The 23,914-nt window shown below is 63.4% G+C and carries 24 protein-coding genes; 20 read left to right on the forward strand and 4 right to left on the reverse strand.

Annotated features, from left to right (window positions below; translation table 11 throughout):
• The first annotated feature begins 4 nt into the window (after window positions 1–4).
• Both G6P99_RS19155 and G6P99_RS19160 read left to right on the forward strand, forming a co-directional pair.
• On the forward strand, window positions 5–787 hold the full coding sequence (locus G6P99_RS19155) for a cyclase family protein (RefSeq protein ID WP_165123167.1): 783 nt from the start codon (window positions 5–7) through the stop codon (window positions 785–787).
• Between the two features lie 34 nt (window positions 788–821).
• Window positions 822–1,976 (forward strand): ABC transporter substrate-binding protein, encoded by a 1,155-nt coding sequence (locus G6P99_RS19160; protein ID WP_029078481.1) that lies wholly within the window; start codon window positions 822–824, stop codon window positions 1,974–1,976.
• A gap of 16 nt (window positions 1,977–1,992) precedes the next feature.
• Here the strand turns inward: G6P99_RS19160 and G6P99_RS19165 are convergent, their stop codons facing one another.
• Window positions 1,993–3,615, reverse strand: coding sequence for an AMP-binding protein (locus tag G6P99_RS19165; protein WP_084518282.1), 1,623 nt, complete (start codon window positions 3,613–3,615; stop codon window positions 1,993–1,995).
• A 163-nt stretch (window positions 3,616–3,778) separates the two neighbouring features.
• Between G6P99_RS19165 and G6P99_RS19170 the strand changes: the two genes are divergently transcribed.
• On the forward strand, window positions 3,779–5,428 hold the full coding sequence (locus G6P99_RS19170) for an ATP-dependent acyl-CoA ligase (RefSeq protein WP_165123169.1): 1,650 nt from the start codon (window positions 3,779–3,781) through the stop codon (window positions 5,426–5,428).
• On the opposite strand, the gene G6P99_RS19175 is transcribed toward G6P99_RS19170, so the two are convergent.
• Window positions 5,425–5,628, reverse strand: a complete 204-nt coding sequence (locus G6P99_RS19175) for a hypothetical protein (RefSeq protein WP_165123171.1) — start codon at window positions 5,626–5,628, stop codon at window positions 5,425–5,427. The genes G6P99_RS19170 and G6P99_RS19175 overlap by 4 nt on opposite strands.
• A gap of 113 nt (window positions 5,629–5,741) precedes the next feature.
• Here G6P99_RS19175 and G6P99_RS19180 point away from each other — a divergent pair, with 113 nt between their 5' ends.
• Together G6P99_RS19180 and G6P99_RS19185 are read left to right on the forward strand one after the other, a co-directional pair.
• On the forward strand, window positions 5,742–5,951 hold the full coding sequence (locus tag G6P99_RS19180; RefSeq protein WP_165123173.1) for a hypothetical protein: 210 nt from the start codon (window positions 5,742–5,744) through the stop codon (window positions 5,949–5,951).
• A gap of 498 nt (window positions 5,952–6,449) precedes the next feature.
• Window positions 6,450–7,742: a c-type cytochrome gene (locus tag G6P99_RS19185; protein WP_029078482.1), complete on the forward strand. Its 1,293-nt coding sequence runs from the start codon at window positions 6,450–6,452 to the stop codon at window positions 7,740–7,742.
• A gap of 24 nt (window positions 7,743–7,766) precedes the next feature.
• On the opposite strand, the gene G6P99_RS19190 is transcribed toward G6P99_RS19185, so the two are convergent.
• A complete protein-coding gene (locus tag G6P99_RS19190) occupies window positions 7,767–8,075 on the reverse strand; it encodes a hypothetical protein (protein ID WP_245284522.1) in 309 nt (102 codons plus the stop codon).
• Between the two features lie 43 nt (window positions 8,076–8,118).
• Window positions 8,119–10,089 (reverse strand): 4Fe-4S binding protein, encoded by a 1,971-nt coding sequence (locus G6P99_RS19195; protein ID WP_029078484.1) that lies wholly within the window; start codon window positions 10,087–10,089, stop codon window positions 8,119–8,121.
• 209 nt (window positions 10,090–10,298) lie between these two features.
• Here G6P99_RS19195 and G6P99_RS19200 point away from each other — a divergent pair, with 209 nt between their 5' ends.
• From G6P99_RS19200 to G6P99_RS19270, 15 genes are all read left to right on the forward strand, one after another.
• Window positions 10,299–11,006 (forward strand): biotin/lipoate--protein ligase family protein, encoded by a 708-nt coding sequence (locus tag G6P99_RS19200; RefSeq protein WP_051346038.1) that lies wholly within the window; start codon window positions 10,299–10,301, stop codon window positions 11,004–11,006.
• The gene (locus G6P99_RS19205; protein WP_029078486.1) at window positions 11,003–11,536 is read left to right on the forward strand and encodes a DUF6505 family protein; all 534 of its coding nucleotides are present in this window, start codon (window positions 11,003–11,005) and stop codon (window positions 11,534–11,536) included. Before G6P99_RS19200 ends, G6P99_RS19205 begins: the two co-directional genes overlap by 4 nt.
• Before the next feature lie 11 nt (window positions 11,537–11,547).
• Window positions 11,548–12,555 (forward strand): DUF6352 family protein, encoded by a 1,008-nt coding sequence (locus G6P99_RS19210; protein ID WP_165128921.1) that lies wholly within the window; start codon window positions 11,548–11,550, stop codon window positions 12,553–12,555.
• Entirely contained in the window at window positions 12,552–13,067 is a 516-nt protein-coding gene (locus G6P99_RS19215; protein WP_029078488.1) for a DUF3305 domain-containing protein, read from the forward strand. Before G6P99_RS19210 ends, G6P99_RS19215 begins: the two co-directional genes overlap by 4 nt.
• Entirely contained in the window at window positions 13,064–13,720 is a 657-nt protein-coding gene (locus G6P99_RS19220; RefSeq protein ID WP_029078489.1) for a DUF3306 domain-containing protein, read from the forward strand. The genes G6P99_RS19215 and G6P99_RS19220 overlap by 4 nt, the downstream gene beginning before the upstream one ends.
• Window positions 13,721–13,839: 119 nt before the next feature.
• A complete protein-coding gene (locus tag G6P99_RS19225) occupies window positions 13,840–14,616 on the forward strand; it encodes a Cro/CI family transcriptional regulator (RefSeq protein WP_029078490.1) in 777 nt (258 codons plus the stop codon).
• 29 nt (window positions 14,617–14,645) lie between these two features.
• The gene (locus G6P99_RS19230) at window positions 14,646–14,855 is read left to right on the forward strand and encodes a twin-arginine translocation signal domain-containing protein (protein WP_029078491.1); all 210 of its coding nucleotides are present in this window, start codon (window positions 14,646–14,648) and stop codon (window positions 14,853–14,855) included.
• An 11-nt stretch (window positions 14,856–14,866) separates the two neighbouring features.
• Complete coding sequence (locus G6P99_RS19235) at window positions 14,867–17,812, forward strand: formate dehydrogenase subunit alpha (protein ID WP_165123175.1); 2,946 nt, start codon at window positions 14,867–14,869, stop codon at window positions 17,810–17,812.
• 13 nt (window positions 17,813–17,825) lie between these two features.
• Window positions 17,826–18,422 carry a formate dehydrogenase FDH3 subunit beta gene (gene fdh3B / locus G6P99_RS19240; protein ID WP_029078493.1) on the forward strand — a complete coding sequence of 199 codons (597 nt, stop codon included), beginning with the start codon at window positions 17,826–17,828 and terminating at the stop codon, window positions 18,420–18,422.
• Window positions 18,423–18,454: 32 nt separating this feature from the next.
• The gene (locus G6P99_RS19245) at window positions 18,455–19,456 is read left to right on the forward strand and encodes a formate dehydrogenase subunit gamma (RefSeq protein WP_165123177.1); all 1,002 of its coding nucleotides are present in this window, start codon (window positions 18,455–18,457) and stop codon (window positions 19,454–19,456) included.
• A gap of 412 nt (window positions 19,457–19,868) precedes the next feature.
• On the forward strand, window positions 19,869–20,048 hold the full coding sequence (locus G6P99_RS19250; protein ID WP_156928381.1) for a hypothetical protein: 180 nt from the start codon (window positions 19,869–19,871) through the stop codon (window positions 20,046–20,048).
• Window positions 20,049–20,094: 46 nt separating this feature from the next.
• The gene (locus G6P99_RS19255; protein WP_029078495.1) at window positions 20,095–20,757 is read left to right on the forward strand and encodes a response regulator; all 663 of its coding nucleotides are present in this window, start codon (window positions 20,095–20,097) and stop codon (window positions 20,755–20,757) included.
• 61 nt (window positions 20,758–20,818) lie between these two features.
• Complete coding sequence (locus tag G6P99_RS19260; protein ID WP_029078496.1) at window positions 20,819–22,588, forward strand: hybrid sensor histidine kinase/response regulator; 1,770 nt, start codon at window positions 20,819–20,821, stop codon at window positions 22,586–22,588.
• Window positions 22,589–22,781: 193 nt separating this feature from the next.
• On the forward strand, window positions 22,782–22,955 hold the full coding sequence (locus G6P99_RS19265) for a hypothetical protein (protein ID WP_156928382.1): 174 nt from the start codon (window positions 22,782–22,784) through the stop codon (window positions 22,953–22,955).
• Between the two features lie 90 nt (window positions 22,956–23,045).
• Window positions 23,046–23,777 carry a sulfite exporter TauE/SafE family protein gene (locus tag G6P99_RS19270; RefSeq protein WP_029078497.1) on the forward strand — a complete coding sequence of 244 codons (732 nt, stop codon included), beginning with the start codon at window positions 23,046–23,048 and terminating at the stop codon, window positions 23,775–23,777.
• Window positions 23,778–23,914: the final 137 nt, after the last annotated feature.

The following is a 23,914-nucleotide window of genomic DNA, read 5'->3' on the forward strand; positions in this document are numbered from 1 at the left end:
CGCAATGGATAGCAACAATCTGACGCAGTTTGCTGGCGCGATCGCGTCCGGCGCGGTGCGTGTCGTCGATCTGACTTTCACGCTTAGCCCCGATTTTCCAGTGATCGTGCTACCGCCCGAGTTCGGACAGGCCGCGCCGGTGCGGATCCAGCGGATTTCGCAGTACGATGCTGCGGGCCCCGCCTGGTACTGGAACAACCTGACCTTCGGCGAGCACACCGGTACGCATTTCGACGCGCCGATCCACTGGTTCACCGGCAAGGACCTGCCGAACAATTCGGTCGACACACTGCCGGTGCGCGACATGATTGCGCCGGCATGCGTGATCGACTGCTCGGCCGAGGCGGCGCAGAATCCGGACTTCCTGCTGACGATTCCGGTGGTCGAGGCCTGGGAAAACCGTCATGGACGGATTCCGGAGCGCCACTGGGTTCTGCTGCGCACCGACTGGTCGAAGAAGGGTTGGCGCGACTATGCCAATCTGAAGGATGACGGTGCACATACGCCGGGGCCCGATGCCGCCGTGATGCGATGGCTGGTCGAGGACCGCGGCATCATCGGCCTTGGCACCGAGACGATCGGGACCGATGCAGGACAGGCCGGCCATCTCGATCCGCCCTATCCGGCGCACCATTTCCTGCACGGCGGCGGGCGCTACGGCCTGCAGTGCCTGTGCAATCTCGATCAGCTTCCTCCGACCGGCGCGGTGATCGTCGCCGCGCCGTTGAAGATCCAGAATGGTTCGGGTAGTCCGCTGCGCGTGCTTGCGCTGGTGCCTGCCGCGTAGCGCTGGAGCCTTTTCGTCCACATCGAGTGAGTTCATGAACAAGACAACTTTGTTGGTCGGCGCCGCGCTGCTGCTCGGCGCCGCGCTGCCGGCCCGTGCTGAAATCCTGGTTGGATTCGTGACCGGGCTGAGCGGCCCGGTGTCCTCGATCGGCGTGCCGAACGCCAAGGGGCTGGCTGCGGGCCAGGCGTATATCGGCGAGCTCGATGGCGAGAAAGTTCGCGTCATCCAGCTCGACGACGGCTCCGACCCGGCGGCGTCGACGCGCAACGCGCGCAAGCTGGTGGAGCAGGAAAAGGTCGACTTCCTGATCGGAACGTCGGGCGCGCCGCAGACGCTGGCCATGGCCACGGTTGCGGTCGAGATGAAGGTGCCGATGGTGGCGATCTCGCCGATTGCGCCGGTGCCGGCAGGCGAGGGCGGACCATGGGTGGTGCAGACGCCGCAGCCGACACCGCTTCTGGTCCAGGGTATCGTCGATCACATGAAGGGCCGCAGCGTGAAGACTGTGGCGTTCATCGGCTTCTCCGACGCGTTCGGCGACCTGATGTACAATTCGCTCGTGCAAAGCGCCGAGAAGGCCGGAATCAAGGTGACCGCGAACGAGCGCTATGCGCGCTCCGACAACTCGGTCACGGCGCAAGTGTTGCGAGCGCTGTCGGTCCGCCCCGATGCGATCATGCTGGGCGGTACCGGCACCCCCGGTGCACTTCCGGTGATCGCGCTGTCCGAGCGCGGTTACAAGGGGCCACTCTACGGCAATCACGGCATGATCAGCGCCGACTTCCTGCGGCTCGCCGGCAAGTCGGCGGAGGGCATCATCTGCCCAACCGGACCGGTGACGGCAGCCGAGCAGCTTCCCGAGAGCAATCCGATCCGCAAGGTCGCGCTTGCGTTCCGCGCGGCCTATGAAAAGGCCAATGGCGAGCCGCCGGCCGATGCGTTCTCACCTTATGCCTTTGATGGCTGGCTGGTGTTCATCGATGCCGCCAGGCGCGCCAAGGCAACAGGTGCGGCGCCGGGCACGCCGGCCTTCCGCAATGCGCTGCGTGAGGCGCTGTTCACGACCAAGGATGTGGTCGGCGCGCATGGCATCTACAGCTACACGCCAGCCGATCGCCACGGCGTCGACGACCGCGCGCGGATCATGGTCCAGATCGAAGGCGGGAGATACAAGCTGCTGCCGTGACGGCAGCAGCCTGGGTTCAGGCGTGGCGCAGCGTCGCCTTGAGCTGACGCATGTCGATCGCGCGGTTGGCGGCAACCGCGGCAGCCGCGAGTGTCTTGATCTCGCCGCGGGCGAGCTTGCGCGTCGATGACAACGGCAGCTCGTCGACGATCGCCACATAGCCCGGCACCTTGTGATAGGCGAGGCGTTCGGCGCAGGCCTTGACGATTGAAGTCGCGAGCATGTCGGCGTCGTCGACCTTCGAGTTCGGCACGATGAAGGCGAAGACCTCCTCACCGCGGATGTCATCGGGAACGGGCGTGACTGCGCAGCCGCCGATGCGAGCGTCCATGTAAAGCGCGCTTTCGACCTCGAGCACGCCGATGTTTTCGCCGCTGCGCCGCACGATGGTTTTCTTGCGATCGAAGAAATACATCAGCCCGTCGTGGTCGGCGAACACCAGGTCTCCGGTGTGGAACCAGCCGTCTTGCCAGGCCGCTTCGGTGGCCCCCTCATCCTTCAGGTAGCCGCTGAAGAAACCGGCGCGCGGCGCGTCGCCCTTGGCGCGGACCAGCAACTCGCCGGGTTTGCCGAGTGCGACGTCGGCGCCCTGGTCGTCGACGAGGCGATACTCCATGCTATCCGACGGCCGGCCGACGCAGCGTGCGCCAAAGCCCGCCGGCTCGCGCGCGGTGGTAGTGGCCGCGGCGCCCCCGGTCTCGGTCATCGCCCACGCCTCGACGATCGGGATGCGGAAACGCTCCTCGAACGTGGCGCGGTGGCGGACATCGACGCCGGGGGCGAAGGCAAAGCGCACGCGATGCTGCCGTTCGACCTCGGTCGCCGGCAGCTGCAGCAGGATGGCCGGGATGACGCCGAGGCAATGCACGACGGTCGCGCCGCTGTCAACCACGCACTGCCACCAGCGGTTGGCGTGAAAGCGGTCGAGCGGCACCACGGCGCCGCCGAGCACCATCATCCCGACCGCGCTGCAGCCCAGCGCGTTCATGTGGAACATCGGCAACGGCGTCAGATTGATCTCGCGATCCGGCTGCAGCGTGGCGACGCCGCCTTGCGCGAGATACCAATCGGCAACCTGAAGGAAATAGCGGTTCGACAGCATGCAGCCCTTCGGCTTGCCGGTGCTGCCGGAGGTGAACAGCAGCGCGCATTCGTCGTTGAAGTCGGGGTGCTGGGCTGCGACCTCGCTCTGACATGACGGAATGCGGCCGTCGGTGTCGATCAGGCGGGCGCGCCCGAGCACCGCATCCCTGGTCACGTGGATACGATCCGGTGTTGCCACCAGCAGCTCCGCTTCCGACAGTTCGAGCTGGAAGGACAGCTCATCGGGGCGGATGTCCGGGTTGATCGGGACGATCGAGACCCCAAGCGCATTGAGCGCGAGCCAATGCAGGAAGAACACAGGGCGATTTTCCAGCAGCAGGGCAACCCGCGCGCCTCGTCCATAGCCCGCAGCCGCATATTCCACGCGCAGGCGATCGACCTCCGCCTTGAACGCCCCGTACGCGATGTCAAATCCGTCGGGCGCGTAGGGCAATTGCGCGCTTGCAGGCGCAAGCAGGAACGGCGCGTCCGAACGTCTTGCGGCCGATGCCATGAAGGCATCGGAGGGCGATCGATAGGGAAACTCAGGGCTCATCGCGGGGGAGTGCTCCTGTTGATGTCTCCGGCCCTGCACCAGATCACGACCGGAACCCGCACGCAGCCCTTGCTGTGGCGGCAGTTTTCGTGAATACTTTAAGCCTAAACTATCTCGCTGGCCAGTGGCGATATCGGCCCATCGGCGTGGCAAGGCGGTGGAGATGCGTGTGCCGGCAGCTGACAGCAACGTCTCCGGACAGCTATCAGGCCGGCCGATCTGGTCGGAGGCGGCCGAGCGTTTCCCCCCGGCGGACCGAATCCTTTCGACTGTTCTGATACGGCAGGCCGCACGGTACGGAGATGGCATGCTCCTTGTCTTTGGCGAGACGCGATGGAGCTATGCCGAGACCGTCAGGATTGCGGCTGCGTCGGCCGCGCGGTTGATGCGAGCCGGAATTCGCGCCGGTGACCGCGTCGCCCTGATCTGCTCGAACCGGCCGGAATTTCTTGAGGTCTATCTCGGCTGCGCATGGATGGGGGCCGTCTGCGTGCCGATCAACACGGCGCTGCGCGGGATCCAGCTCAGCCATATCTTGCGCAACTGTGGACCGAAGCTGCTGGTCGTCGAGGCGCCCTTCTTGCCGGCCGTCGCAACGCTGGAGAGCGATGTCGCGCCGCCCGGTGTGATCTGGACGATCGGAGAGGGTGGCGAGCCCTTCGCCATGCCGGGGCCGATCGCGCCACTGCCTCCGCTCGGGGAGGGAGTGTCGCCCGCGCAGGCCCGGCCCGGCGACACGGTCGCGATCCTCTATACGTCAGGCACGACAGGACCCTCCAAGGGCGTTTGCTGCCCGCAGGCGCAGATGTTCTGGTGGGGGGTCTATTCGGCGCGCGCGCTCGGCATCGTCGAGGGCGATGTCCTCTTCACCACGCTTCCGCTGTTTCACACCAATGCGCTGAACGCATTCTATCAGGCGCTCCTGAACGGCTGCACCTACGTGCTCGAGCCGAAATTCTCCGCCTCCGGTTTCTGGGCCGCGGCGCGGCGGCATCGGGCGACGGTTGGCTATCTGCTTGGCGCGATGGCCGTGATGCTGCTGGCGCAGCCGCAGTCCGAAAATGACACCGCGCACTACCTTCGTGTCGCGCTCGGCGGCGGCGTCCCCGGCCGGTTTCATGGTCCGTTTCTGGCGCGTTTCGGTGTGCCGCTGCTCGATGGCTACGGCTCGACCGAGACCAATTTCGTGTTCGCAAGCCCGATCCCCTCCGATCGCCCGGGCACCATGGGTTATCTCGCCGACGGCGTGGAAGCCCGTATCGTCGATCCCGACGATACGGTGCTGCCGGACGGCATCGCCGGTGAATTGCTGCTGCGTGCGCGCGAGCCGTTTGCATTCGCGACGGGCTATTTCGGAATGCCCGAGAAGACGGTCGAGGCCTGGCGAAATCTCTGGTTTCACACCGGTGACCTCGTCATGCGCGACACGGACGGTCAATATCATTTGGTCGACCGGATGAAAGATTCGATCCGCCGGCGCGGCGAGAATGTTTCGTCGTGGGAGGTCGAGCAGGTCCTGCTGAGACATCCGGCGATTGCGGCTTGCGCCATCTATCCGCTGCCATCCGACCTTGGCGAGGATGAAGTTGCGGCGGCCATCCAGCTCCGGCCCGGCCATGCGCTCGAGGCCATCGACGTGGTCAAGCATTGCGAGGGACAGATAGCCTACTTCGCCATTCCGCGTTTTGTCCGGATTGTCGCCGAGATGCCGCTCACCGAGAACGGCAAGATCAGAAAGGTTGTGCTGCGAGAGGCCGGAATGATAGCCGACACCTGGGACCGCGACGCCGCAGGATACAAACCCCGCCGCTAAGATTTGCGCTGCGCTGGGCTGCAGGCGCAGCTCTCCCCAGTGACTTGTGCAGATCGCGAGGGCAACCAGAATGCCGTGACGATCCGGGTCGTCCAGGGCGAGCGGCTGCCGACAGCAAGTTCCTCGGCCAGTTCGATCTCGTCGGCATCGCGCAGGGCGCCATTGCCGTCGACTTCGGGCGGAACCTGAAAGGCGCTCAAGTGGAAAATTTCCAGGGCATGTGAGGCGGTTCACATCGCGACGCTGCGGTCGGCACTAATCAGATCATTGCAAAACTTCTTCGGGGGCAGCTCCAACCGAACGGAGATTTCGCATGAAAGGTCTGATGGTAGCGGCCGTCACCGTTTTCGCGTTTCTTACCGTGGTGCTCGGCATCCAGCGATCACACTCGGTCTCGTCGCTCGGGCGGGCCGATATGGCAAGCAGTTCGACATTGCAAGAGCTACAAGGCGGCGCTGCCAAGTTGCCGGCCGATGACTTTGACGACCGGTCCTTGGTCTTTCCGAGAGAGACGACGCGCTAGACAACCACCTGTCCGGCGAGACGACCCGCAGTCGGGCGACGAACGCTACGGGCCCAAGAAGGCGGCTGGAGGTGAGTCGTGGCTTCGGAGTAAGCCAAGCGATTCCAGTTCACCTCGATGAAGGTCGACCTCCAGGATAGCCAAGAGAGACGTCAGCACGACCGCGACGAAAATGAGCGATGGTGACGTTTCACGGGGCACGTCGCCATCGTGTGGCGAAATCGAATTGCGAAGTGACCGCCACAGCGAAATGAAATGCAGATACGTCTTGGGTCGTATTTGCATGCCGTCATCCTTGACGCTTCAGGTTCAGCTTAGGAGCCGGTGCCCCTCGGTTCAAGCCGACAAGATTGCGGCATTGAGTAGCGGGGCCGAATCAAATCCCGCGGCGCAGCATGGAAACCGAACGACGGCTCTCGTTGTTGACCCTGGTCAAGCGCGCGCAAACTATCCCTCCAGGGCAACGGCAACGTGCCGGAGCCGACCCGCGAGCCGCCGATGAACTGGCTCTCAAATCTGTGCGTCGTTGCCGCCCTGTGGGCATTTGATGCAACGCCGGCGCAAGGTCAACTCGCGGGTCATGGCGGACCCGTTCGGGCGATTGCGATCTCGAGTGATGGTAACAGTGCTCTGTCAGGCAGCTTCGACACGTCGGCAATTCGATGGTCACTCAAGACCGAATCCGCCGAGCAAGTCCTCCGCTTTCACTCCGATGCGGTGAATGCGGTCGTCTTCCTCAGGGATGGACGAATGGCGACCGCCGGAGCTGATGCGCGGATCGCGATCTGGACCTCCGGCCGCGAGCAGCCGGATCAGGTCTTCGAGGGCCATCAGGCGCCAATCGTTTCGCTCGTCGTCTCGCCGGACGGTACAAGGCTCGCCACGGCATCATGGGACCATACGGTTGGCCTCTGGTCACTCGCCGACGGCGCGTCGCAGGTGCTGAAAGGGCACACGCAGAACGTGAACGGAGTTGCCTTTTCTGCCGATGGACAATCGCTGGTCAGCGTCGGTTACGACTGCGAGTTGAGGATCTGGCCGATGGCGGCAGGAACGCCGGATGTAGTCCTGCTCCCGTCACCCATCAACGCCGTGGCAGTCGCACCTGACGGCGAAATCATCGCGGGCGGAGGCGACGGGAAGATACGATTTCTAACATCGAACGGGCATGAGACCGGCGAGGTTCCGGCCGGGTCGACCCCGGTCGTCTCGTTGGCGCTCTCCGCGGACGGGACGTTGATCGCGGCAACCGGAATTGGCGGAACCGTTTCCGTCATCGACCGAAAGGCGCGGAGCATCGTGCAAGCGCTGGCCACTCAGGGGGCGCCGGTTTGGTCGGTGGCATTCCTGCCCGACAATGCAACGTTGCTGACGGGGGGCGCGGACGGCGTGATCCGGCGCTGGAACGCGCGGACAGGCGATCCGATCGGCTCGTCGCTGCGGGCTGCGCAAAGCGATCCCCTGGCGCCCTATGCGGGAGATCGCGGCGCCCTGGTATTCAGGGCGTGTGTTGCGTGTCACACGCTGTCCGCGGAGGAGCCGCAGCGCGCCGGCCCCACGCTCGATGGCCTGTATGGTCGCAGGATCGCGTCGTTGCCGGGATATCGCTTCTCCAACGCGCTGACGAAAATGGACATCGTCTGGACTCCCGAAACGGTGGCAAGACTCTTCGAACTCGGCCCGAATACCTATACGCCGGGCACAAAAATGCCGGAGCAGCGGATCGGCTCGGTCGAGGACCGCAAGGCGCTCACGGATTTCCTGGGGCGTGCGACGTTGGGGCGACGGTAGCGGCCCGTTATGCAGCTTTGACAGCTAGAAGCCGGGCCATTTCTCTACCGGGAGGCTCGTTATGTTCGGATACTCCTTGATCAATCTGATGACGTCGACGTTTGGATGTTCCTTCAGGGCCTCGGAGACGCAATTGTTCACGTATTTCCGGCGCGCGAGCCATTTGACCTTCCTGCCCTTCGCCTCCGCCTTGCAGGCAACGATCGCCTGTTTCAAGGCGACCTTGTCGGCTTTCGACAGGCGCGCGGCTTCGACGGGCGTCGCGATCATCGCTGCGCCAAGGGCAACTACGACGGCAACGAATGCAAAATGAGCTTTGGTGAGATGAGACATGGTGCCCCTCCTAAATGTGCCGCTTCCCACAGTTGAATTGGTCCTAAGTCTTGGTTTCCCGTTCGCGTAGATAATCGTCGGTCGTTCGAGGCGCCGCGCGTTGCGGTACGCCGGCAAACGGGTCGAACTGCTGCTCGCTCATGGTGATCACGCGGCAATCCGCGCACATTCTGACCGTATCGACCCGCTTGTCGCCGGCGGGATACATCCAGTGCCGGCCCTCAAGCTTCGCTGCGATCTTCTCAATCGTGCTCTTCACGCCAAACGGCTTGTTGCAGCGGATGCAAAGCGCCGGCTCTTCCTGCTTGATGATCGTCGCCGGGGCTCTGGCGGCACGGAAGTCGATCTGCGGTTTCAGAGTAATCACCTTTTCCGGGCAGGTGCTCTGGCACAATCCGCATTGCACGCAGGCATCTTCGACGAATTTGAGCACAGGACGCTCGGGATCGTCGCGCAGCGCACCGGTCGGGCAGGCGGACACGCACGACAGACATAAGGTGCATCCCTCCACATTGACGCTGATCGCGCCAAGTGGTGCCCCTTCAGGCAGCGCGATGACGTCGACAGGCGACGGCGCCAGGCGGTGCAACTCGTGGAGCGCGAGACGAAGCAGTTCGCGCCGTTTGCCGACGGTCCGGAATGTCGCGGGATGCTCGACGGTCGGCGCAGGCTTGATTGACCAGAGCGTCCTGCCGAGTGCGTCCGGATCGTCGGTTTCGATTGCTTCGACCCTGGGTCCTGCGAACCCAAGTCCGGAGATAATGGCATCAGCCATCGCGATCGTCTTGAAGAGGCCAGCGACGTCATGCCGCGGCTTTGCGCGAAGGAGAAAGCGTATCCCCGCCGCACCATAGGCGAAGGAAGCGACGACGGCCTCGAGCCCAACCTGCGTCACCTCGTTCACCGCGAGCGGCAGCACGCTGGCCGGCAGCCCGTCGCCATGGCGGGCGAGCGCATCGATCAGCGCAGTGCCGTGCTGGCTATCGTGGAACAGGACGACGGCATTGGTGCCGCCGGCTGCGTGATAGGACAAAAGCATCGCGCGCAATTTGTGCAACAGCGCGTCGGCTGGCGGCAGGGCATAGGTTGCCGCGCCGGTCGGACAGGCCGCGGCGCATTGGCCGCATCCGGCGCAGACCTCCGCATTGATCCTGACGTGATCGCCATCCGGTGTGATCGCCCCGGTCGGGCAAAGATCGAGGCAGCGATGGCACCCCGTTAGCTTCGACCGCGAATGCACGCAGAGCTCTGCGGTGAAGTTGACGTATTTCGGCTTGTCGAAGCTGCCGACGAGATCGCGTGCCTTGAGGACCGCGCGCAGCATTGCGGGCGGGTCTCCCGGGTCGACGCGGAGATAACCTTCGCGCAAATCATGCGCGGGAAAGAGCGGCATCCCGCCGGAAAGATCAAGGATGAGGTCGCAGCGCGACGTCAGGCCGTTGCGCGGAGCCTCGAACAGCAGCGTCTCGCGCGAGGAGGGGCGAGGCGCGGCATAGTCGTCGATCACAAGCTCGAAGGCGCCCAGATGTCCCTTGGCATTGCGAATCGTTCCCTTGACGATCGGGAACGATGTCGTCGCAGGTGGTGCAATCCGCGCTGGCCTCGTGATCATGACTGTCACGTCGAGGTGATCTGCCAGCAGTTGGCCCGCTTCAACCGCGACGTCGTCGCGGCCATAGATCAGGATCACGCCCTCGCTCGACAAGGTGACAAACGGGTAGGCCGGCACGGGCTCGGACGCTGCAGCGAGCAGCCCTGCCATTTTCGGCCCCGCCTGTCGCCCTTCCAGGGACCACCCGGCGGTCTCCCGGATGTTGACGAACTCTGTTCTTTCCGAGCGGCCCTCCATCGCATCGGCAAACAGCGGCGCCTCCTGGGTGCAGCCGACGATCATCGGGCCCGCGACCTTCGCTGCATCGCGAAACCGATCCAGCTCGGCTCGGCACAGGTGTCGGAATTCGGCGATCTCGCTGTTGCGACATCCTCGCTTGATCGCAGCGGTGTCGAGACGCATCGTGTCTTCGCACGAGCAGATCAGGATCGTCTTCGGCGAATCCGGCATACGCAGCTATTCACCTCCCAACGCGGTCGGGGAACGAGGTGGCGGACTCGCGCCGTCCCCGTTGCTCGGATAAGCTATTATCACATGGGAAGAAATGGAAGCTGGAGGTCCGTCTGTCGCCGACCGTCCGCACGCGCTCATCGATCCTGGAGCCCGTTGACCTGCCTCCGCCGTTCACGCTGGTGAGGCTGCGCGAGACGCGCGATGCCTTCGCCCATGCCATCGATATCGCGGAGGAAAGCGGGGCAGGTACGCTGACCTATGTGGGGCGCTTCGATCTTGCCGAGTTCGCCGTCGTGCTCGAACCCGCCGAGCCCTTATGCACCGCGCGCCGCGCCTTCTATGCCGCCATGGTGGCATTGACTGACGCCTTGCGCGCCTATGCACCCCCGAACAAGGAGGTCGCCATCGATTGGCCGGATACGGTCCGTGTCGACGGCGGGCTCGTTGGTGGCGGCCGGCTTGGCTGGCCATCATCTGCGAAAGAGAATGAGCCGCCGCGCTGGTTGGTGTTCGGTGCCATGATCCGGATGGTTGCGATGACGGAGGCGGAAGCGGGCGTGCATCCACTCGTTTCGGCGCTCGATCAGGAGGGCTTTGGCGAAGCCGGCGCGGTTCAAATCACGGAAAGCTTTGCGCGGCACCTGATGCTCGCGACCGAAACCTGGCAAGTCGACGGTTTTGACGCCGTCGCACGCGAATTCCTCAGCCGGCTGACGGACGAACCGCAGACCTCTCGCGCGATCGCTGACAACGGCGATCTTCTGGTGCGCCGGGTTGGAGCAGATGGGACCGAGCGGCGCGATTTGAGGAAGTACCTGCTATCGTCCTTGTGGCTCGATCCGAAGCTCGGAGGGCTGCGCCTGTGAAGCTCTTGCGCACCATTGCGCTCGATCCGTCCGACACGTTCGTATTCGACGTGCCCGCGGAGCCCGGCGAATGGGCGGTGCCGGGCGCGTTCCGCTTCCTCGATCGGGATTTGGCGCAACTGGACGGTAAGGACCGGTCCGCCTTCCGCGGCGGTTTTCTCGGAGTGCAATCCTGGGGCTGGTCGACGCTGGCGCAGATCGTTCCCGCGACCGCGGACGATCGCCGCACGCTGGTGGAGCTGCTGGCGAAGCGGCTCGTCGAACGGTTCGGTGCGCCGGATCTTGCAATCGCGCACGTAGCGGCGGAAGAGGAGGTTGCCTTTGCGCAATCGCTCTGTGCCCATCCGATCAGCACGCTGATTGCCGTCCATCGCTCGGTGTGCGATGGCGAGGTCCGCGAGTCCTTCCGGAGCTTGCGGCTGCGGGAGGGGCAAGGGCACGGCAAGGCGTTCTCGTTCATGGAAGTGGAGGATGACGCCGAACCCGGCGATCTCGATCTTGCCGACATGAGCAAGGAGCCGAGGCGATGAAAGATTTGGCGATGAAGGATTTCTGGATCGCCTGCGGCCACCATCTGCTCGATCGCAACGCGAGCGGCGGGCTCGTTGTCACGGATGAATACCTGAAGGCCTATTTCGCGCGCCCCGAGCTGATGCCGCCGGATGACGCGTGCGCAGTCGAGCGTCGCTTGCACCGGCAATTGCTGGCCGATCCGCGCCTCCCGGTCGGGGACAAGGAGGTGGCCGCGATCGGTGATGCCGACGCGCGGGAAAACTGGCAATTCGTGCTGGCATTTCGTGACCTCTTGCTGCGCCATTCGACGCTGGAGGCGGCCTATCTCGCGACGGTTCGTTCAGGTTCGGTCAATCTGCCGCCGCTGTTCATGAACCAGCTGGTGCATGTGATCCTGCGCAATGCGCTTGATCGCTGCGAGGATCCGTTTCAGCTGCGTGCAGCCGAGCTGTTCTTTCGGCCGCAACGAATCCTGCCGCACGAGCATCTGCTGCTCCTGGGCGACGATGAAATCCTTGGCGGGCGCAGCCCGACGCCGGTGCTGTCGCTGATGTCGATGCTGGACGCGACGAGCGATATCCAACTCGACGTTCTCAGCGAGGAGAACGCCGACGGCTATTGGCAACGCAGTGACCAGTTCGATATGGCGCTTGATCTGACCGGCGGAGGGCGGGGGCAGGCCGCGCTGGCCGACGCGATGCGGCGCTGGATCTCGCATCTGCTCGGGATCGATGTGACGATCGAGCCGCTGACCGAACTGCGCAACGCAGAACTCACCTGGTATGTGGGCCTGGATTCCGAAGCGACCCGCATCGGCGACCGGCTTTGGCAGGGCGAATCCCTCGACGATCGCACCGCGGGGCGCGTGCTGGCGTTGTTTCGGCTGAGCTTTGCGGATCCCGGCCTGGTCGTCGACACCGCCGGGCGCACGCCGGCCTATCTGATCCTTGCGATGACGTCCGATCAGGTCGTCCGGATGAAACCCCAGAACTTGCTGACGGGACTGCCAGTCAAGCATCTGGAGGCCGTGACATGAGCCCCGTCGCCGAGCCGCTGGTCCGTATCCCCGTCGGCGTCGTGGTCGAACGCCGCAGAGCGGGTTCTCCGTGGATCGACGTCGTCTGGCGCAGCGTCGGGGTGCTTCCGGATGAGCCCGAGATGACGCCGTGGACGGTGATCCGCGAGCAGGATGGAGTGACGCTGTTTTACGCCGGCAGTGCGACAGTCGATCTCTACCGCTCGGAAACCGATCGCTACCGCGACAATCTCACCTCCGGTGCGCCCAGCATCTGGATCGTGTTGAGCCCTGCCGAGGGAGCCTCGCCCTACCTCCTTTCCGCGGTCACGGCCGATCCCGCCGAAGGGGAGGCGTTCACGGGGGCCGGCGCCAATCTCGTCGAAGCGGTGCCGATGCCCGAGGTGCTGCGCCGGACGATTGAAGATTTCATCGCCGAGCACCACGTCGAGAAGGAGTTCTTCAAGCGCGAGCGGAGCCGCGCCGATCCGGAGGCGCTGGCGCAACGGCGCCATGACGGTGGGCACGAATGAGCGGAGACGACTTTCTGGCGCGCTGGTCGCGACGCAAGCAGGCGGCGAGGGACGGCCAGGCCGAACCAAGACCCGAACAGCCCGCCGAGGCAAATGCGCCTGCGGCGGCCGCCCCCGACGTGGCGGAGCCCTGTCCCACCGAGTTGGACTTGTCGAGCCTGCCGCCCATCGAATCGATTGGTGCCGCGACCGACGTCTCGGCCTTCCTTCGCAAGGGCATTCCTCAGGAATTGAGCCGTGCGGCGCTTCGTCGGGCCTGGAGCGCCGATCCTGCCATTCGCGACTTCATTGGGCTGGCGGAAAATGCCTGGGACTTCAACGACCCGACCGCCATGCCTGGCTTCGGTCCGCTGGACTATTCGGCCGAGCAGGTTGACGCACTCGTCCGCCGCGTTGTCGGGGACCTCGTGCAGGCCGCCGAGAACGCGACCGACGCGATCGAAGGGACTGTCGACGCCATGCGACCGCCCGTTGCTGCGGTCGACGATTTGGCGCAAGCATCAAATCCGGTGAAGGCGCGCCCGAATCTCCCACTGTCCGATGAGTCCGCGACCGCGGAATTGCCCGCAAACTCTGCTGCACCGCAACTGCCAGGTCCGGATGAAGAGACTGCCGTTCGGCGGCGCACACATGGCGGCGCGCTGCCTCGATAGGCTGCGACCAAATGCTATAGCCGCAGGCTATGCGCATCGATTGACCGCTTCCCGGCACCCGATTAGTCTTTGTTAAGCAAACGCAATCAAGCGCTTGGCCCCGAGGATGGGAGGGCGGTGTGCGCGATGCGGGCCTTGAACGTGCCATCGATGCCGTGGGCGGCGTAGCCCAGCTAGCCCGGAAAATCGGTATTGCGCAGCCCTCGGTGTCGAACTGGAACCGGGTGCCGGCGCAACGCGTGATTGCGGTCGAAATCGCGACGGGCGTCCCGCGAAAAATTCTTCGTCCCGATCTCTATAGCGAGCTTGCGATATCGGACCTGCTTGATCCGATCGAAGCCGGACGCGCGCAGGAATACGCACTGCTTGCGACCCTGCTCTCGTCGGCGCCGTCGCGAGACCTCCTTGAGAAGATCGCGCAACTGAACGGCGATGTGACGCCGCTTGGGCGTGCCCACTCCGCTCTTGCGGAGGCCGCTTCGATCGCGGTCGCAACCGAGGTCGAGCGCGAATATTTCGACCTGTTCGTCGGCGTTGGGCGCGGCGAGCTGCTGCCCTACGCGTCCTACTATCTGACCGGCTTCCTCAACGAGCGCCCGCTGTCGCGACTTCGTGACGATCTGGCCGCGCTTGGCATCGAGCGGGTGGAGAGCAATCCAGAACCCGAGGACCATGCGGCGACGCTATGCGAGATCATGGCGGGCCTTGTGGCTGGTCGTTTCCCGGCGTCGCTCGCAGCACAGCGCGTCTTCTTCGAGAAGCATGTGTCCCGCTGGATCGGACGTCTGTTCGCCGACATGGCGAAGGCCGAATGCGCCAGGTTCTATCGAGCGGTCGGGGCGCTGGGATGCGTGTTTTTTGAGATTGAAACAGAGGCCTTCAAGTTCGCCAATTGACCGGCTGCCCCGGTCCAAGGAGAGGTGCAATGAGCGATGAGAAGAAAATGACGGCAGGCCGCCGCGACTTCCTTCGCAAGGTCGGAATCGGCACGGTTGGTGCAGGCGCCGCGCTGGCAACCCCCTTGATCGCGCCGGCGAAGGCCGACAGCGAGAGCGAAGCTGACAAGCGCAAGGCGCGCTACAGGGAAACCGAAGACGTGAAAGCGTACTATCGCGTCAATCGCTATCCGCGGTGAGGGAGGCGGCCATGCTGATCAGGAGAACACAGCGTTCCGATTCCGACCGACGTGGATCCGTCGCAGCCCTTCTGTCCGGGCAGACTGGCGGCCTCGACCGCCGCACGTTCCTGCGTCGGTCCGGTCTTGCCGGCGGCGCGCTCGCTGCGCTCAGCACGCTGCCCCTCGGTGGCGTTCGCGAGGCGGAGGCTGCCGCCGCCGGGCCGCTAACCGCGGGAGCGACGGCGCGCAAGAGCATCTGCACGCATTGCTCGGTTGGATGCACCGTGACTGCGGAAGTGCTGAACGGCGTATGGATCGGCCAGGAGCCGACCTGGGATTCCCCGATCAATCGCGGATCGCATTGTGCGAAGGGCGCCTCCGTGCGCGAACTCGTGCACAGCGAGCGGCGGCTTCGCTATCCGATGAAGCTGGTTGGCGGGCAGTGGACCCGGGTCTCCTGGGACGCCGCGATCAACGAGATCGGCGACAAGCTGCTGGAGGTGCGCGAGAAGTCGGGACCCGATTCCGTCTATTGGCTCGGGTCGGCCAAGATGACCAACGAGGGTGCCTATCTGTTCCGCAAGCTCGGCGCGTTCTGGGGCACCAACAACACCGACCATCAGGCGCGTATCTGCCATTCGACGACCGTCACCGGCGTGGCCAACACCTGGGGTTACGGCGCGATGACCAACAGCTTCAACGACATCCGCAACGCCAAGACCCAGATGATCATGGGCGGCAATCCGGCCGAGGCGCATCCGGTGTCGTTGCAGCACCTGCTCGAGGGCAAGGAGCTGCAAAAGGCCAACTTTATCGTCATCGACCCGCGCCTGACGCGCACCGCGGCGCACGCGACCGAGTATGTCCGCATGCGGCCTGGCACCGACATTCCGGTGCTCTACGGCATGATGTGGCACATCCTGCAGAACGGCTGGGAGGACAAGGAATTCATCCGGCAGCGCGTCTATGGTTTCGACGATCTTCGCAAGGAGGTCGAAAAATGGAATCCGGAGGAGGTCGAGCGCGTTACCGGCATTCCCGGTGAACAGCTCAAGCGTGTCGCGAAGTTGTTCGCAACGGAAAAGCCGTCGACGCTGATCTGGGCCATGGGGCAGACTCAGAAGACGGTCGGCACCGCCAATGTGCGGGCGAGTTGCATCCTGCTCCTGATGACTGGAAATGTCGGCGGACCGGGCATGGGCGCCAACATCTTCCGCGGCCATGACAACGTGCAGGGCGCGACCGATGTCGGGCTCGATATCGTCACGCTGCCGTTCTACTACGGGCTCGCCGAAGGCGCCTGGAAGCACTGGTCGCGGGTTTGGGAGGTCGACTATGACTTCCTGAAGTCGCGCTTCGACTCCAAGCAGATCATGGAAGCGCCCGGCATCCCGCTCACGCGCTGGTTCGAAGCGGTGACGTTGCCGAAAGACCAGGTCGCCCAGAAAGACAATGTGCGGGCGGTGTTCGTGCAGGGACACGCCTCTAACAGCATCACCCGCATTCCGGAATCCCTGAATGGTCTGAAGGCGCTCGACCTGCTCGTCATCGCCGACCCGCATCCGACCACCTGGACCTCGCTCGCCGTGGAGGCCGGGCGCAAGGACGGTCTCTACATTCTCCCGGTCGCCACCCAATTCGAGTGCAAGGGGTCTCGTGTCGCCTCGAACCGCTCGCTGCAGTGGGGCGAGCAGATCGTGAAGCCGATCTTTGAATCCAAGGACGACCTCGAGATCACCTATCGCCTGGCGAAGAAGTTCGGCTTCGCCGACAAGATGTTCAAGAACATCAAGGTCGAGAACGATCTGCCCGAGGCCGAGGACATCCTGCGCGAAATGAATCGCGGCAGCTGGTCGACCGGCTATTGCGGGCAATCGCCCGAGCGTCTCAAGGCCCATATGAAGAACCAGGCGAAGTTCGACATGCTGACGATGCGGGCTCCGAAGGACGATCCGGAAGTCGGCGGCGACTATTACGGCCTGCCCTGGCCGTGCTGGGGCTCGCCGGAGGTCAGGCATCCGGGCACGCCGCTGCTCTACAATACAAACCTCGGCGTGATGGATGGCGGCGGCACGTTCCGGCCGCGCTTCGGCATCGAACGTGAGGAGAAGCTGGCCGACGGCTCGACGCGGAAGGTCAGCCTGCTCGCCGACGGGTCCTATTCGAAGGATTCGGAAATCAAGGACGGCTATCCGGAATTCACGCTGGCGAGCCTGAAGAAGCTCGGCTGGGACAAGGATCTGACGGAAGCGGAGATGGCCACGATCAACAGGATCAACCCGGCCACTCCCGACGCGGTGTCGTGGTCGCTCGACCTTTCGGGCGGCATTCAGCGCGTTGCGCTGATGCATGGCTGCGTGCCTTACGGCAACGGCAAGGCGCGCATGAATGCGTTCGGCCTGCCGGATCCCATTCCGGTTCACCGCGAGCCGATCTACACGCCGCGCGTCGATCTGGTCGCCAAGTATCCGACGCTTCCCGATGCCAAGCAGTTCCGCATGCCCAACATCGGGTTCTCCGTGCAGAAGGCCGCGGTGGAGAAGGGCATTGCCAAGCAATTCCCGCTCATCCTCTCCTCGGGCCGCCTGGTCGAATACGAGGGCGGTGGCGAAGAGACGCGAACCAATCCGTGGCTCGCCGAACTCCAGCAGGACATGTTCATCGAGATCAGTCCCGCCGATGCCGCCGATCGCGGCATCAAGGATGGCGGCTGGGTCTGGGTGAGCGGTGCTGAAAACAACGCGCGTGCCAGAATGAAGGCGCTGGTGACCGAACGGGTCGGGAAGGGCGTTGCCTGGATGCCTTTCCACTTCGGCGGCTGGCTCGCGGGCAAGGACCTTCGCGGCAATTACCCGAAGGGGACCGATCCGATCGTGCTTGGCGAAAGCGCCAATACGATCACGACCTATGGCTATGATCCTGCAACCAACATGCAGGAGACCAAGGTCACTCTCTGCCAGATCGTCGCAGCCTAGAGGAGCAACGCACATGGCTCGAATGAAATTCCTCTGCGACGCCGACCGCTGTATCGAGTGCAATGCCTGCGTCACCGCCTGCAAGAACGAGCATGAGGTGCCCTGGGGCATCAACCGGCGCCGCGTCGTCACGATCAACGACGGCAAGCCGGGAGAGCGATCGATCTCCATGGCTTGCATGCACTGCACCGATGCACCCTGCGCGGCGGTCTGCCCGGTGAACTGCTTCTACACCACCGCCGATGGCGTCGTACTTCATTCCAAGGATCTGTGCATCGGCTGCGGCTATTGCTTCTACGCGTGTCCGTTCGGCGCGCCGCAATACCCGAAGATCGGCAATTTCGGCTCCCGCGGCAAAATGGACAAGTGCACGTTCTGCGCCGGCGGCCCCGAGGTCGACGGCAGCAAGGAGGAGTACGAGAAGTATGGGGCCAATCGCCTCGCCGAGGGGAAATTGCCGCTCTGCGCCGAGATGTGCTCCACAAAATCATTGCTCGCGGGCGATGGCGAGATCATCGCCCAGATCTACAAGGAACGTGTGATGAAGCGCGGCTACGGCTCGGGCGCCTGGGGCTGGAAAACCGCCTATCGCGAGACGATCGAATCCTGAAGGCGGGTTTGCGCATATACCGGGAGGAGCTCATGGCGTCTCTTGCAAAATACATCCGTCTCGCCCTCGGCGCATGGGTGCTTGCGTTGATGATCACTGCGTCGGTGCCGTCCATCGGCCAGCAGGTCAACCCGAACGCAAGCGCAGTGAAGGAGCAACAGCTTCTGCAGGAGCTCAACCGTATCCAGGGACGCGTCAGCATTCCCGATCAGCGGTCAAGCGTGCTGGAGCAGCCGGCGGGGCGCGAGTGGCGGGAATTCCGCAACGTCACCCTGCGCTGGGTCGGCGGAGTTGCCATCCTCGGCATGCTCGTGGCGCTCGTCGCCTTCTATCTCATCCGCGGCATGGTCCGCCTCCAGAGCGGGAGGTCGGGGCGCACGATCGTGCGCTTCGGCGCCTTTGAGCGCTTCGTGCACTGGATGACGGCGACCTGCTTCATCATTCTGGCAATCTCCGGACTGAACATCACCTTCGGCCGTCCGCTGCTGTTGCCGCTGATCGGCCACGAAGCATTCTCCGAATGGTCGCAATGGGCGAAATACGCGCATAACTATTTGAGCTTCCCGTTCACCATCGGAGTGATGCTGATCTTCCTGATGTGGCTCGGCGGCAATATCCCGAACAAGGTCGATGTCGAGTGGATCAAGCGCGGCGGCGGTATCGTGGGTCATGATCATCCTCCGGCCTATCGTTTCAACGCCGGACAGAAGGCGGTCTACTGGATCGTTGTGATCGGCGGCGCTGCCGTTGCGATCACCGGATATGAGCTGATGTTCCCGTTCTACCTGTCCGGCATCGAAGGAATGCAAATGGCCGCGGTGATCCACGCGATCGTGGCGGTCCTGTTCGTCGCGGTGATGCTGGCCCACATCTACATCGGCACCATCGGCATGCAGGGCGCCTTCGAGGCGATGGGCAGTGGCGTCGTGGACGTCAATTGGGCGAAAGAGCACCACAGCCTGTGGCTGGAGGAGGAGACGCGCACCGCGGCCAATGACGCGCGCTCGAAGCCGGCCGCCACGGCGGCGGAGTAAAAGCAACGCCGCCCCCCGGGGGCGAGATCGCTAAAGCCGCACGGCCGTCGTTGCAAAGGCCTCTGCGACCGGTTGTTGCACGCGGTCAAGGACCGCGGCGCTGACTCCCGCCACAACGACGGCGGCCGCGCAGGCGAGCAGGAAGGCTCTCATGGCTATCCTCCCAAAAAGGTCGAGTGCAGCGAGAGATTACACAAAATCGATTGTCACGGACAGCGCTGCTTTCCCGCGCCCTTGCGTCGACGCTTGCTTCTGACGCATCGCAGTGCCCGGCATCACAGCCATTGCCGTCGTGGCGCGTTATCAGGCGCCTGTGCTGCAAAATGCGGCTCCGCCACTTCGGTAGCGTAGTCCGGCAACCACGCCTCGCACGGCACCGATAACAGATGTCGATGTGATGACGAGCCCGTTGATGGAAAATCAGGACGCGGGCGGCGGCCACCATAAAGAATCAAATCCGCCGGTGGATCGACCAGGGTTCGCGTCCGCCCGGCGCCAGCCGCGCAACACGGCAATGGGGCATTCAGACGATCACCGCAAAATGACCAAGCTGACCAAACCGGCAAATGGATTTGTGAATCGAACTCCTTGATTGGAGTTGGTTGATACCCTAATACCGTCATCGGCAGGGGTGGTGCATGTGCGGGCTGGTTAAAGCGATCATTGCTGACGATCACGCCGTGGTTCGGGAAGGGCTGAAACAGCTTCTGTCGACCGTGGACCAGCTTACAATCGGTGGAGAAGCCGCCGACGGCGAGGCCGTTCACCGGCTGCTGAACGAGAGCTCCGCCGATCTTCTGATACTCGATCTCGGCATGCCGGGTGTGGGCGGGTTTCAGTTCATAGCGAAGCTGAAAGCCGAATGGCCTGAGCTGCGAGTGCTTGTCCTCACCGCCAATGTTGAGCCACGTTCCGTTCGGGCAGCATTTTCCGCGGGTGCGAACGGCTATTTGACCAAGAGCGGCGATCCGTCGGAGCTCATCGCTGCAATCGATGCCATCAGAAAAGGCAACGCCTATGTGGCGGAGGAGGTTCGCTTTGCGGTGGACCAGCATGATGGCCTGAATGAAACCCCGGAGCCCACGGCTGCGATCATATCTCCGGTCACGCTGACAAGGCGTGAGCGGCAAATCCTGGGGATGATCCCTCACGGCGCCACCAGCCGCGACATCGCCAACCGTCTCGGCATCAGTCTGCTGACCGCCCGGAAGCATCGCGAAAACCTGATGCGGAAGCTCGATCTGCATAGTGGTGCCGAATTGACAGCCTACGCGATCCGTCTCGGCCTTCCAGCGGGCTAGCTAGCGCAGCGGCAACTGGCGAACGAAGCCGCCGCACCTGTCGGCGCGTGGAGAGGTTTCGATGCAAGAAGACAAGATACGCGAGGCGCTCGTCGAGCTCTTGTATCGTAATTCCTATGGCGTGGTGGCCTCCAACGTCCTGATCTCCCTGGCGGCGGCGTACGTCCTGAGGAACACCGTACCGGCGAGCTGGTTGGTCGGATGGCTCGGTGCGCTGTATCTGCTCACCGCCATACGCGTCCTGGCGGCGCGCCGGTTCTTCAGCCGGAATCGAGAACCAGCGTCTGTGTTGCGATGGGCGTGGCTCGCGGCTTCTTTTTCCTGCGTGTCGGGCCTGCTGTGGGGAATGCTCGGCTGGGTCGGGTTCGTTCCTGAACAGCCCGTTCCTTTTTTATTCACCGCTGTTGCCTTGACCGGTCTGGTCTGCGGCACGGTTCCGTCGCTCTCGGCCTTTCCGCCGGCTCTGATCGGCTCGATCATCGCAACGGTGCTGCCGGTCATGGCGCGCTCCTTTATCAATGGAGGTGATGCCTCCGGCGCATATCTCGCCCTGCTTACGGGGCTTGTGGCCATCAATTTCTACTACTGCCGCACGACGCACCGCATGCTGCGTGAGACCATCAGGTTGCGTCTGGAAAATGTCGAGCTCGTCAGCCACTTGCAGGAAGAACGCGACCGCGCGCAGGCGGCCGATCGTGCGAAAACGCGTTTCCTTGCGGCGGCAAGTCATGACCTGCGCCAGCCGATCCATGCCTTGAGTCTGCTGATCGCCACGCTCGCGGCGCTGGGTCACCGCGGCGCTGTCCAATCCGGCGATGCACGCGATCTGGCCGGCAAGGCAAAATCCATTGTCGGCAACCTCAGCGCCCTCCTGAACGGACTGCTCGACATCTCCCGGCTCGATGCCGGCGTCGTCACTGTTGCGAAGGAGACGGTGAATCTCTCCCAGCTGTTCTACCAGCTCAACAACGAGTTCGCTTCCGTTGCGAAGGATCGCGGCCTTGATTGGCGTGTCGTTGAAAGCCGTCTCCAGGTGGACAGCGATCCCATGATGCTGAAACGGGTGTTGGGCAATCTGCTGTCGAACGCCTTTCGCTACACGGGATCCGGCGGCGTTCTGCTCGGCTGCCGCAGGCGCGGCGCGTCGGTGGAAATCCAGATATGGGATACCGGCCCCGGCATCCCCGCAGATCAGCAAGCAATGGTCTTCGAGGAATTCGTGCAATTGCAGAACCCGGCGAGGGATCGCACGCAAGGGCTTGGCCTTGGCCTCGCCATCGTTCGCCGCACCGCCGCGCTGCTGCAACATCCGCTGAAACTGGTCTCCGTCACCGGGCGCGGCTCGATGTTTTCCGTTACGGTTCCGCAAGCCGGTGCGGTGGCGGCTCCCTTGCCCGATAGCGCGGCACCACCCGCAGCCATCGCCGTCAGCATCATGGTCGTGGAAGACGAGGAGGATGTTCTCGATATCATGGTGCAGTTGCTCACGCTGCAGGGGCATCGGGTCTATGCCGGTCGATCTGCCGCTGAGGTGCAACAGATTCATGCAGAGGCGATGATAACAGGCGATGCACCGGTCGATCTGATCATCGCCGACTACCGCCTCGGAGATGGTGCTACGGGCCTGGAGGCAATCGAGGCTCTTTGCGCCCATATCGGCCGCTCGGTCCCTGCCTTTATCGTAACCGGCGATACCTCGCCGTCGCGCATCAAGGAAGCCACCGCCAGCGGTTATCGTGTTCTGCACAAGCCGATCAGCGGCGAGGAATTGCACGATGCGATCGTCGCGGCCTGCGTCGACGGCAAGGAAGCAATCATGAGTGATTGCTAAAACATTAGACGACGAAATACGACGTCTGCCGTATCGCTCGCGAATCAACCCAACGATATCCTTCACCCCAACTGGACGCGCTTGAACGGCAGCCGATCTCGAACCCGGCTGTTGGGAGCAGGAGTGTGCCATCAACGGGAGCTGTCAAGACGAGCAGCTTCGCTCCGAGCGCGTACAAGAAGGCAAGTTGGATATGGCAACGACCGATAGCTCCCACGCCCGGCGGCCATCGCCGGCTCTCAAGGCGTGGACAATTGCCGTCCTGGCCGGCTTCGGCATTTTTCACGTCGTCGGGGGATACATGCTGCATCGCGCGCTGAATATCCTACCCATCGAAACGGCAACAACGGCGATCGAGGGCGACTAAATGGATTGGCTGACGCCACGCGTGTGAGTTCGGACGCCCCCACGCTGTCCCGCCATTGACGACGATCACCTTTCTCGAGGAAGCGATACCATGTCAGACGTAGCGGTTTATTTGGTGCTGAGTGGGGCGGTTTTTGCGGGCGCGTTCGTTTCCGGTCTTTCCGGATTTGCGTTCTCGGCGGTCGCCGGCGCGATCCTGCTACACGTTTTTCCGCCTATCGAAGCAGTGCCTTTGATGATGGCTTGCAGCATTACTGTACAAGCCGCCAATCTGTTTGCGCTCCGCAAGAGCATGCAATGGAAAACCAGCCTCGTTTTCATCGCTGGTGGACTATTGGGCATTCCGATCGCGATCTATTTCCTGCAGAATGTGGATACCGGGATGTTCAGACTGGGCTTTGGAATTCTCGTATCGCTTTACGCCGCATATGCCTTGTTGCGGCCAACGGCTGCCTATTTGCGTCAAATGGACAGCCGGAGCAGGAATGCGCTGGTGGGGTTTGGTGGCGGGCTGGTCGGGGGGCTGACTGCGATGCCCGGCGCACTTCCTGCGATCTGGTGCGATATCCATGGTCTCCCGAAAAATCAGCAGCGTGGCCTGGTCCAGCCCTACATCGGGGTGATGCAGTTTTTCGCCCTCGCGCTCATGCTTTCGCACCACAGCCTCTCGCTAAAGGTCTTGATCGACTTTGGCATTGCGCTGCCCGCCTTGGCCGCTGGAACGGCCGTGGGTATCGTCCTGTTCGGACGCGTCAACGAAGCAGCCTTCAAACGAATTATCCTGGGTCTATTGCTGTTTTCGGGACTTTGCCTCGTGATCTAGAGGGGTCTCGGTGGAAAGGTGCGGGCGGCTTCGGGCTGAACATCTGACACCGCGCCGTCACCTGCGGCGGCGCAGGGCCTTTCGACATTAACCTCCTGACCGACGACGAAATACGACATCTGCCGTATCGCCCAGCG

It is taken from the genome of Bradyrhizobium sp. 6(2017) (assembly GCF_011058295.2).
GTDB classification, from domain to species: domain Bacteria; phylum Pseudomonadota; class Alphaproteobacteria; order Rhizobiales; family Xanthobacteraceae; genus Bradyrhizobium; species Bradyrhizobium septentrionale.

What these genes read in the sequence shown, in the direction of transcription:
- G6P99_RS19210 (WP_165128921.1), top strand. Translation starts at nt 11,548, where the DNA reads ATGAAGGATTTCTGGATCGCCTGCGGCCACCATCTGCTCGATCGCAAC.
- G6P99_RS19215 (WP_029078488.1), top strand. Translation starts at nt 12,552, where the DNA reads ATGAGCCCCGTCGCCGAGCCGCTGGTCCGTATCCCCGTCGGCGTCGTG.
- G6P99_RS19255 (WP_029078495.1), top strand. Translation starts at nt 20,095, where the DNA reads ATGTGCGGGCTGGTTAAAGCGATCATTGCTGACGATCACGCCGTGGTT.
- G6P99_RS19190 (WP_245284522.1), bottom strand. Translation starts at nt 8,075, where the DNA reads ATGTCTCATCTCACCAAAGCTCATTTTGCATTCGTTGCCGTCGTAGTT.
- G6P99_RS19165 (WP_084518282.1), bottom strand. Translation starts at nt 3,615, where the DNA reads ATGAGCCCTGAGTTTCCCTATCGATCGCCCTCCGATGCCTTCATGGCA.
- G6P99_RS19180 (WP_165123173.1), top strand. Translation starts at nt 5,742, where the DNA reads ATGAAAGGTCTGATGGTAGCGGCCGTCACCGTTTTCGCGTTTCTTACC.
- G6P99_RS19235 (WP_165123175.1), top strand. Translation starts at nt 14,867, where the DNA reads ATGCTGATCAGGAGAACACAGCGTTCCGATTCCGACCGACGTGGATCC.
- G6P99_RS19260 (WP_029078496.1), top strand. Translation starts at nt 20,819, where the DNA reads ATGCAAGAAGACAAGATACGCGAGGCGCTCGTCGAGCTCTTGTATCGT.
- G6P99_RS19230 (WP_029078491.1), top strand. Translation starts at nt 14,646, where the DNA reads ATGAGCGATGAGAAGAAAATGACGGCAGGCCGCCGCGACTTCCTTCGC.
- G6P99_RS19245 (WP_165123177.1), top strand. Translation starts at nt 18,455, where the DNA reads ATGGCGTCTCTTGCAAAATACATCCGTCTCGCCCTCGGCGCATGGGTG.
- G6P99_RS19195 (WP_029078484.1), bottom strand. Translation starts at nt 10,089, where the DNA reads ATGCGTCTCGACACCGCTGCGATCAAGCGAGGATGTCGCAACAGCGAG.
- G6P99_RS19270 (WP_029078497.1), top strand. Translation starts at nt 23,046, where the DNA reads ATGTCAGACGTAGCGGTTTATTTGGTGCTGAGTGGGGCGGTTTTTGCG.
- G6P99_RS19155 (WP_165123167.1), top strand. Translation starts at nt 5, where the DNA reads ATGGATAGCAACAATCTGACGCAGTTTGCTGGCGCGATCGCGTCCGGC.
- G6P99_RS19170 (WP_165123169.1), top strand. Translation starts at nt 3,779, where the DNA reads ATGCGTGTGCCGGCAGCTGACAGCAACGTCTCCGGACAGCTATCAGGC.
- G6P99_RS19220 (WP_029078489.1), top strand. Translation starts at nt 13,064, where the DNA reads ATGAGCGGAGACGACTTTCTGGCGCGCTGGTCGCGACGCAAGCAGGCG.
- G6P99_RS19185 (WP_029078482.1), top strand. Translation starts at nt 6,450, where the DNA reads ATGAACTGGCTCTCAAATCTGTGCGTCGTTGCCGCCCTGTGGGCATTT.
- G6P99_RS19250 (WP_156928381.1), top strand. Translation starts at nt 19,869, where the DNA reads ATGGAAAATCAGGACGCGGGCGGCGGCCACCATAAAGAATCAAATCCG.
- G6P99_RS19160 (WP_029078481.1), top strand. Translation starts at nt 822, where the DNA reads ATGAACAAGACAACTTTGTTGGTCGGCGCCGCGCTGCTGCTCGGCGCC.
- fdh3B (WP_029078493.1), top strand. Translation starts at nt 17,826, where the DNA reads ATGGCTCGAATGAAATTCCTCTGCGACGCCGACCGCTGTATCGAGTGC.
- G6P99_RS19265 (WP_156928382.1), top strand. Translation starts at nt 22,782, where the DNA reads ATGGCAACGACCGATAGCTCCCACGCCCGGCGGCCATCGCCGGCTCTC.